At 77.2% G+C, this 8108-nt stretch carries 6 protein-coding genes; 5 read left to right on the top strand and 1 reads right to left on the bottom strand.

Annotation, left to right across the window (positions count from 1 at the left end):
- The 4 genes from kdpB to ATM99_RS03170 all read left to right on the top strand — a co-directional run.
- The coding region (gene kdpB, locus ATM99_RS03185) for a potassium-transporting ATPase subunit KdpB (protein ID WP_062101488.1) at nt 1-2080 on the top strand (2080 nt) is incomplete at its 5' end.
- An 11-nt stretch (nt 2081-2091) separates the two neighbouring features.
- Nucleotides 2092-2670, top strand: coding sequence for a potassium-transporting ATPase subunit KdpC (gene kdpC, locus ATM99_RS03180; protein WP_062101487.1), 579 nt, complete (start codon nt 2092-2094; stop codon nt 2668-2670).
- An 8-nt stretch (nt 2671-2678) separates the two neighbouring features.
- On the top strand, nt 2679-5264 hold the full coding sequence (locus ATM99_RS03175; protein WP_369797977.1) for an ATP-binding protein: 2586 nt from the start codon (nt 2679-2681) through the stop codon (nt 5262-5264).
- Nucleotides 5261-5938 carry a response regulator gene (locus ATM99_RS03170; protein ID WP_046529420.1) on the top strand — a complete coding sequence of 226 codons (678 nt, stop codon included), beginning with the start codon at nt 5261-5263 and terminating at the stop codon, nt 5936-5938. The genes ATM99_RS03175 and ATM99_RS03170 overlap by 4 nt, the downstream gene beginning before the upstream one ends.
- A gap of 81 nt (nt 5939-6019) precedes the next feature.
- Here the strand turns inward: ATM99_RS03170 and ATM99_RS03165 are convergent, their stop codons facing one another.
- Nucleotides 6020-7009, bottom strand: coding sequence for a bile acid:sodium symporter family protein (locus tag ATM99_RS03165; protein WP_062101486.1), 990 nt, complete (start codon nt 7007-7009; stop codon nt 6020-6022).
- A 312-nt stretch (nt 7010-7321) separates the two neighbouring features.
- Between ATM99_RS03165 and ATM99_RS03160 the strand changes: the two genes are divergently transcribed.
- Nucleotides 7322-7951 (top strand): phosphatase PAP2 family protein, encoded by a 630-nt coding sequence (locus ATM99_RS03160; RefSeq protein ID WP_062101485.1) that lies wholly within the window; start codon nt 7322-7324, stop codon nt 7949-7951.
- Nucleotides 7952-8108 lie beyond the last annotated feature (157 nt).

Genomic DNA, 8108 nt, shown 5'->3' with positions numbered 1-8108 from the left:
CGCCGGCCCCGCCGCACCCACGGCCGCCCGCACGTCCGCGGCACGGACCGGCGGCGCGTTCGGCCCGCGCCAGCTGCTCGCGGCGCTCGGCCCGGCCGCGCGCCGCCTCGACCCGCGCCACCAGGTCCGCACGCCCGTGATGTTCGTCGTGTGGGTCGGCGCGCTGGCCTGCACGGTGCTCGCGGTGCTGCACCCGTCGGCGTTCGCGTGGGCCATCGCGGCGTGGTTGTGGGCGACCGTGCTGTTCGCGAACCTCGCCGAGGCCGTCGCCGAGGGCCGCGGCCGCGCGCAGGCCGACTCGCTGCGCCGCACGCGCAGCACGACGGTCGCGCGGCGGCTGCGCGCCGACGGCACCGAGGAGGAGGTCGCGGGCACCGCGCTGGCCGTCGGCGACCTCGTCGTGGTCGAGGCCGGCCAGACGATCCCGGGCGACGGCGACGTGGTCGAGGGCGTCGCGTCGGTCGACGAGTCGGCCGTCACGGGCGAGTCCGCACCCGTGATCCGTGAGTCCGGCGGCGACCGGTGCGCCGTCACGGGCGGCACGCGCGTGCTGTCCGACCGCGTGGTCGTGCGCATCACCGCCAAGCCCGGCGAGACGTTCCTCGACCGCATGATCGCGCTGGTCGAGGGCTCGGCCCGGCAGAAGACCCCCAACGAGATCGCGCTCGACCTGCTGCTCGCGGCGCTCACGCTCGTGTTCCTGCTGGCCGTCGTGACGCTGCAGCCGCTCGCCGTGTACTCGGGGCAGCCGCAGCCGCTCGTCGTGCTGGTCGCGCTGCTGGTCTGCCTCATCCCGACGACCATCGGCGCGCTGCTGTCGGCCATCGGCATCGCCGGCATGGACCGGCTCGTGCGCCGCAACGTGCTCGCGCTGTCGGGGCGCGCGGTCGAGGCCGCGGGCGACGTCGACGTGCTGCTGCTCGACAAGACCGGCACCATCACGCTCGGCGACCGGCAGGCCGTCGGGTTCGTGCCCGCCGAGGGCGTCACCGTCGAGGACCTCGCGCGCGCCGCGCAGCTGTCCTCGCTCGCCGACGAGACCCCCGAGGGCCGCTCGGTCGTCGTGCTCGCCAAGGACGCGCACGGCCTGCGCGGCACGGCCGTCGCGGGCGCGACGTTCGTGCCGTTCACGGCGCAGACCCGCATGAGCGGGGTCGACCTGCCGGCCGACGGCGCGACGCCCGCGCGGCAGGTCCGCAAGGGCGCCGCGTCGGCCGTGCTCGCGTGGGTGCGCGAGCACGGCGGCAGCCCCGCGGCGGACGTCGCGCGCGCGGTCGACGAGATCGCGGGGTCGGGCGGCACGCCGCTCGTCGTCGCCGAGGGCGTGGCCGGTGCCCCCGCGCGGGCGCTCGGGGTCGTCCACCTCAAGGACGTCGTCAAGCCCGGCATGCGCGCACGCTTCGACGAGCTGCGTCGCATGGGCATCCGCACCGTGATGATCACGGGCGACAACGCGCTCACCGCGCGCGCGATCGGCGAGGAGGCCGGCGTCGACGACGTGCTCGCCGAGGCCACGCCGGAGGACAAGCTCGCGCTCATCCGCCGCGAGCAGGCCGAGGGGCGGCTCGTCGCGATGACGGGCGACGGCACCAACGACGCACCCGCGCTCGCGCAGGCCGACGTGGGCGTCGCGATGAACACCGGCACGTCGGCCGCCAAGGAGGCCGGGAACATGGTCGACCTCGACTCGGACCCGACCAAGCTCATCGAGATCGTCGCGATCGGCAAGCAGCTGCTCATCACGCGCGGCGCGCTGACCACGTTCTCGCTGGCCAACGACGTCGCGAAGTACTTCGCGATCCTCCCGGCGATGTTCGCGGGCCTGTACCCGCAGCTCGACGCGCTCAACGTCATGCGCCTGCACTCGCCGCAGTCGGCTGTGCTGTCGGCCGTGGTGTTCAACGCGCTCGTGATCGTCGCGCTCGTGCCCGTCGCGCTGCGCGGCGTGCGGTACCGGCCCGCCGCGGCCGGGGTGCTGCTGCGCCGCAACCTGCTGGTCTACGGCGTCGGCGGCCTCGTCGCGCCGTTCGTGGGCATCAAGCTGATCGACCTCGTGGTCGCGCTGCTGCCCGGGTTCTGAAGGAGACCGACGTGACCGCGTTCGCCCGGCAGGCCCTCGGCGGCCTGCGCCTGCTCCTGGCCCTCACGCTGCTGCTCGGCGTCGCGTACCCGACGGCCGTGTGGGCCGTGGGCCGCGTCGTGCCCGACCGCGCCGACGGGTCGCCCCTGGTCGTCGACGGGCAGGTGCGCGGCTCGCGCCTGGTCGGCCAGGCGTTCGACGGCCCCGGCTGGTTCCTGCCCCGGCCGTCCGCGGCGGGTGACGGGTACGACGCGCTCGCGTCGGGCGCGTCGAACCTCGGCCCGCAGAACCCCGACCTGCTCGCGACGGTCGAGCGGCGGCGCGCCGAGGTCGCCGCGCGCGAGGGCGTCTCCCCCGCCGCCGTGCCGGCCGACGCGGTGACGGCGTCCGCGTCGGGGCTCGACCCCGACATCAGCCCGGCGTACGCGGCGCTGCAGGTGCCGCGCGTCGCGCGCGAGCGCGGGCTGCCCGAGGCGCAGGTGCGGGGGCTCGTCGTGGACGCGACGTCCGGCCGCGACCTCGGGTTCCTCGGCGAGCCGCGCGTCGACGTCGTCACGTTGAACGCCGCGGTCGCCGCCGCGGCGGGATGATCGGTCCCGTGGACGACGTGCGGCGCGGCCGCCTGCGGGTGTACCTGGGCGCGGCGCCCGGGGTCGGCAAGACGTACGCGATGCTCGACGAGGCGCGGCGCCGGGTCGAGCGCGGCACCGACGTGGTCGTCGCGCTCGTCGAGACGCACGGCCGCGCGGGCACCGCCGCGCTGCTCGACGGCCTCGAGGTGGTGCCGCGCCGCACGGTCGAGCACCGCGGCACCACGCTGACCGACCTCGACGTCGACGCGGTGCTCGCGCGGCACCCCGAGATCGCGCTGGTCGACGAGCTCGCGCACACCAACGCACCCGGCGGCCGGCACGCCAAGCGGTGGGAGGACGTCGAGGACCTGCTCGCCGCGGGCATCGACGTCGTCACGACCGTCAACGTGCAGCACCTCGAGTCGCTCAACGACGTCGCGCGCGCCATCACGGGCGTCCGCCAGCAGGAGACCGTGCCCGACGCGGTCGTGCGACGCGCCGACCAGATCGAGCTGGTCGACATGAGCCCCGAGGCGCTGCGGCGGCGCCTCGCGCACGGCAACGTGTACGCCGCCGAGACCGTCGACGCCGCGCTCACGCAGTACTTCCGGGTCGGCAACCTCACGGCCCTGCGCGAGCTCGCGCTGCTGTGGACCGCCGACCGCGTCGACGACGCGCTCGAGGCGTACCGGACCGCGCACGGCATCAGCGACCCGTGGCCCGCGCGCGAGCGCGTCGTGGTCGCCGTCACCGGCGGGCCCGAGACCGAGACGCTGCTGCGGCGCGGCGCGCGGATCGCCGCGCAGTCCGCCGGCGGGCAGCTGCTCGCGGTGCACGTGCTGCGCGGCGACGGCCTGCGCGGCGCGCCGCCCGACGCGCTGGCCCGGCAGCGCCTGCTGGTCGAGCAGCTCGGCGGCACGTGGCACACGGTCGTCGCCGACGACGTCGCGGGCGCCGTCCTGGAGGTCGCGCGCGGCGTCAACGCGAGCCGCATCGTGCTCGGCGTGACGCGGCGCTCGCGGCTCGCGCAGGCGCTCTCGCCCGGGGTCGGCACCGAGGTGATCCGCGACGCCGGGGACATCGACGTGCTGGTCGTGACGCACCCGCACGCGGGCGGCCGGCGGTTCCGGCGCCCGCCGCGCCGCGGCACGCTCACGGCCCGGCGCCGCCTGCTCGGCTGGGGGCTGGCCCTCGCCGGGCCGCCCGCGCTCGCGCTCGTGCTCGACGCCGCGACCACGTGGGACACGCTGTCCATCGCGCTCATGCTGTTCCTCGCGCTCACGGTCGGCGTCGCGCTCGTCGCCGGGCTCGTGCCCGCGCTCGTCGCCGCCGCGCTCGGGGGCGCGCTCAGCAACGTGCTGTTCGCACCGCCGGTCGGCACGTGGAGCATCACCGAGCCGCGCAACGCGCTCGCGATCGTCGTGCTCGTGGCCGTCGCGATCGGCGTGTCGGCGGTCGTCGACCTCGCGGCGCGCCGCACCGCCGAGGCCGCGCGCGCCCGCGCCGAGGCCGACACGCTCGCCGCGACGGCGGCCGCGTCGCTCGGCGGCGAGGACCCCGCGGGCGCGGCGCTCGAGGCGCTGCGGGAGGCGCTGCGGCTGCGGCACGTCGTGGCGCAGCGCCGGGCGGCCCCCGCCGCGCCGTGGGTGGACGTCGCGACCGCGCACGCACCCGCGGCCGGGGCGGCGACTCCCGGCGCGACCCCTGGCGCGGCTCCCGACGCCGCCCCGGGTGCGGCTCTCGGCGCAGTTCTCGACGATGCGCCCGACGACGGCCCCACCGAGGTCCCCGTGACCGACGCGCTGCGGCTCGTGCTCACGGGCCGCACGCCGCCGCCGCACGAGGTGCGGCTCGCGCGCGCCGTCGGGCTGCAGGTCGAGGCCGTGCTCGAGCGCGACGCGCTGCGCGTCGAGGCCGGCACGGCACGCGCCGAGCGCGAGCGCGGGGCCATGCGCACCGCGCTGCTCGCGGCCGTGTCGCACGACCTGCGCACGCCGCTCGCCGCGATCAAGGCGTCGGTGTCGGCGCTGCGCTCGCTCGGCGACGCGATCCCCGCCGACGAGCGCACGGCGCTGCTGGGCGACGCCGAGCACAACGCCGACCGGCTGCAGCACCTGGTCGACGACCTGCTCGACATGAGCCGCCTCGACGCGGGCGTGGTCGTGCCGCGCCGCGCGCCCGTCGCGCTCGACGAGGTCGTGCCCGCGGCCCTGGCCGGCGTGCCCGAGGGCGCGGTCGACGTCGACGTCCCCGAGGACCTGCCGCTCGTCACGGTCGACGCCGCGCTGCTCGAGCGTGCGCTCGCCAACGTCGTCGAGAACGCCGTGCGCTACGGCGGCCCGCCGGTGCGCGTGAGCGCGGGGCAGGTCGACGACGTCGTCGTCGTCCGCGTCGTCGACCACGGCCCCGGCGTGCCCGACGACCGCAAGGCCGCGATGTTCACGGCGTTCCAGCGCCTCGACGACGCACCCCGCGGGCACGGGCTCGGCCTGGGCCTCGCGGTGGCGCGCGGGTTCGTCGAGGCCGACGGCGGCACGCTCGACGCCGAGGACACGCCCGGCGGCGGCCTCACCATGGTCCTGACGATCCCGCTGGACGGAGGTGGCGCGTGACCCGTGTGCTCGTCGTCGAGGACGACCCGGCGCTGGCCCGTGCGCTGGGCGTGAGCCTGCGCGTGCACGGGTACGACGTGCACGCCGTCGCGACCGGCACGGCCGCGCTCGACCTGCTCGCGGGCGACCCGCCCGACCTGGTGCTGCTCGACCTGGGGCTGCCGGACGTCGACGGGCTCGACGTGCTGCGCGCGCTGCGCGTGTGGTCCTCGACGCCCGTCGTCGTGCTGTCGGCGCGCCAGACGTCGGACGACAAGGTCGAGGCGCTCGACGCGGGCGCCGACGACTACGTGACCAAGCCGTTCGCGATGGACGAGCTCATGGCGCGGCTGCGGGCCGCCGTGCGTCGCGCCGTGCCGCAGGCGGGGCGCCCGCAGGTGCGGACCGCGGCGTTCACGGTCGACCTCGCGGCGCGGCGCGTGCAGCGCCCCGACGGCACCGACGTGCAGGTCACGCCCACCGAGTGGCACCTGCTGGAGATCCTCGCGCGCAACGTCGGCCGCGTGGTGGACCGCGCCGACCTGCTGCGCGAGCTGCGGGGCCCGTACCTCGACACCGAGAGCCACTACCTGCGCGTGTACGTCGCGCAGCTGCGGCGCAAGCTCGAGCCCGACCCCGCGCACCCGCGGCACCTGCTCACCGAACCCGCGCGGGGGTACCGGCTGGCGCCGTGACGCGGGCCCAGCGGCCCCCGCTGCGGCTGCGCGGGGCTCGGAGGCGCGGGGCTCGGAGGCGCCGAGCTCGGGGGCGCGGGCTCAGGGGCGCGCGGGCTCCGGCTCGGGGTCGGTGCGCGCGAGGCGCCGCGCGAGCATCGCGCACACCACGATCTGCAGCTGGTGGAACACGATCACCGGCAGCGCGACGCTCGCCGCGACCGCGGGCGCGAACAGCACGGCCGCCATCGGCAGCCCCGTCGCGGCGGACTTCTTGGACCCGCACATGAGCAGCGCGATCCGGTCGCCGCGGTCGAGGCCCAGCAGGCCGCCGCCGCGCCACGTGATCGTCAGCATCGCCGCGAGCACCACCGCGCACACCACGAGCAGCACCACGAGCGCACCGGCCGTGAGGTGGTCCCACGCACCCGACGTCTGCGCCTCGCTCACGGCCGTGAACACGACCAGCAGGATCGTCGTGCGGTCGGTGGTGCGCGTGACGTGCCCGTGCCCGCGCAGCCACGCGCCGATCCACGGCTGCGCGACCTGGCCGGCGACGAACGGCAGCAGCAGCTGCAGCAGGATCCCGGTGATCGCGCCGCTGTCGATGCCGGCACCCGTCGCGCCCATGAGCACGGCCACGAGGACGGGCGTGATGACGACGCCGAGCACGTTGGAGATCGTCGCGCCCGTGATCGCCCCGGCGACGTTGCCGCGCGCGACCGACGTCAGCAGCACCGAGGACTGCACGGTCGACGGCAGCAGCGCCAGGTACAGCACGCCGCGGCGCAGGTCGGGGTCGAGCACCGCGTCCGGCAGCAGCTGCACGAGCAGGCCCAGCACCGGGAACAGCACGTACGTCGCCGCGAGCATCGAACCCTGCAGGCGGAACCGCTTGAGCCCGTCGACGACCTCGCGCGTGGGCATGCGCGCGCCGTACAGGAAGAACAGCACGACGATCGCGACCGTGCGCACGACGTCGAGCACCTCGCCGACGGCCTCCGGCACGGGCACCAGCAGCCCGAGCACGAGGACGCCGACGATCATCGCCGTCAGCGGGTCGAGCCACCGGAGCCAGGCGGGCGCCTTCATGCGGCGCGAGGGGGACGGCAGGTGCGGGGGCGGGACGTCACGTCGCCATCCTCGCGCACATGGGACGAACCCTGGGCGGGCGTCCACGTCGTGTCGGACCCGCCGGCGTGCGGGACCCCGCCGTGGTCGGGACGGCCCCGCATCACGACTGGGCGGCCCGCACCGCGGCCGGGGCGGGCCTGCACCGCGGCCACGGACACCCGCTCGGCCCCCGGGCCGACGCGGCGCCCCACCACGGGGGGACGCGCGCGACGGGCCGGACCACCCCCGGGCCGACGCGACGCCGCAGGTCAGGCGCCTAGCGTCACCGGCATGACCGCACTCGACCGCCGCACGCTGGCACCGTTCGCCGCCCTCGCCGCCGCCGTCGTGGTGCTGCTGCTCCTGCCCGTCCCCGGGAGCCTGAGCCCTCGGCTCTACCGCGCCGTCGCCTCCACGACGGCGGGCACGCCCGGCGTCGACCTGGTGTCGCTCGCGGCGCTGGGGCTGCTCGCGACGGGCGTCGCCGCCGCCGGGGTGCACGTGTGGCGCGCGCACCGCGACCGGCTGCCCGTGACCCTCGCGGCCGCCGCAGGCGTGCCGCTCGCGTACGGCACGAGCGAGGGGCTCAAGCTGGTCCTCACGCAGGAGCGGCCGTGCACGCGGTGGGCGTACGCCGCGCAGTGCCCGCCGCCCGGGGACTGGTCGCTGCCGTCCAACCACGCGACGGTCGCGTTCGCCGCGGTGGTCGTGCTCGCGGTGGCCGTGCGTGCGGCGTGGGTGGCGTGGTCGGGCGTCGGCGTCGCGGCGGTGGCCGCCGCGGGCCGTGTCATGGAGGGCGTGCACTACCCGCACGACGTCGCGGTGGGCGCCGTCGTCGGCGTCGCCGTCACCGCGCTCGTGGCGTGGGCGACGGGGGTCGTCGTGCGTCGCCGACGCGGCGGGGCCCCCGCGACGGCCTGACGCCGCGGGCCACCGGACACGGACCTCGGGCCGGGCTCGGGCCCGGGCCCGGGCCCGAGTGTGCGGCGTTCCGGCCGTCTGGCAGCCGGAACGCCGCACACCACAGGTCCGCACGCGTGCACCACCGGTACGCCGCGCCGCGCCACCCACGCCACCC

The organism is Cellulomonas sp. B6, from assembly GCF_001462455.1.
Taxonomy (GTDB): domain Bacteria; phylum Actinomycetota; class Actinomycetes; order Actinomycetales; family Cellulomonadaceae; genus Cellulomonas.
The sequence above is the reverse complement of the archived record's forward strand: the minus strand, read 5'-3'. Positions and strand labels throughout refer to the sequence as shown.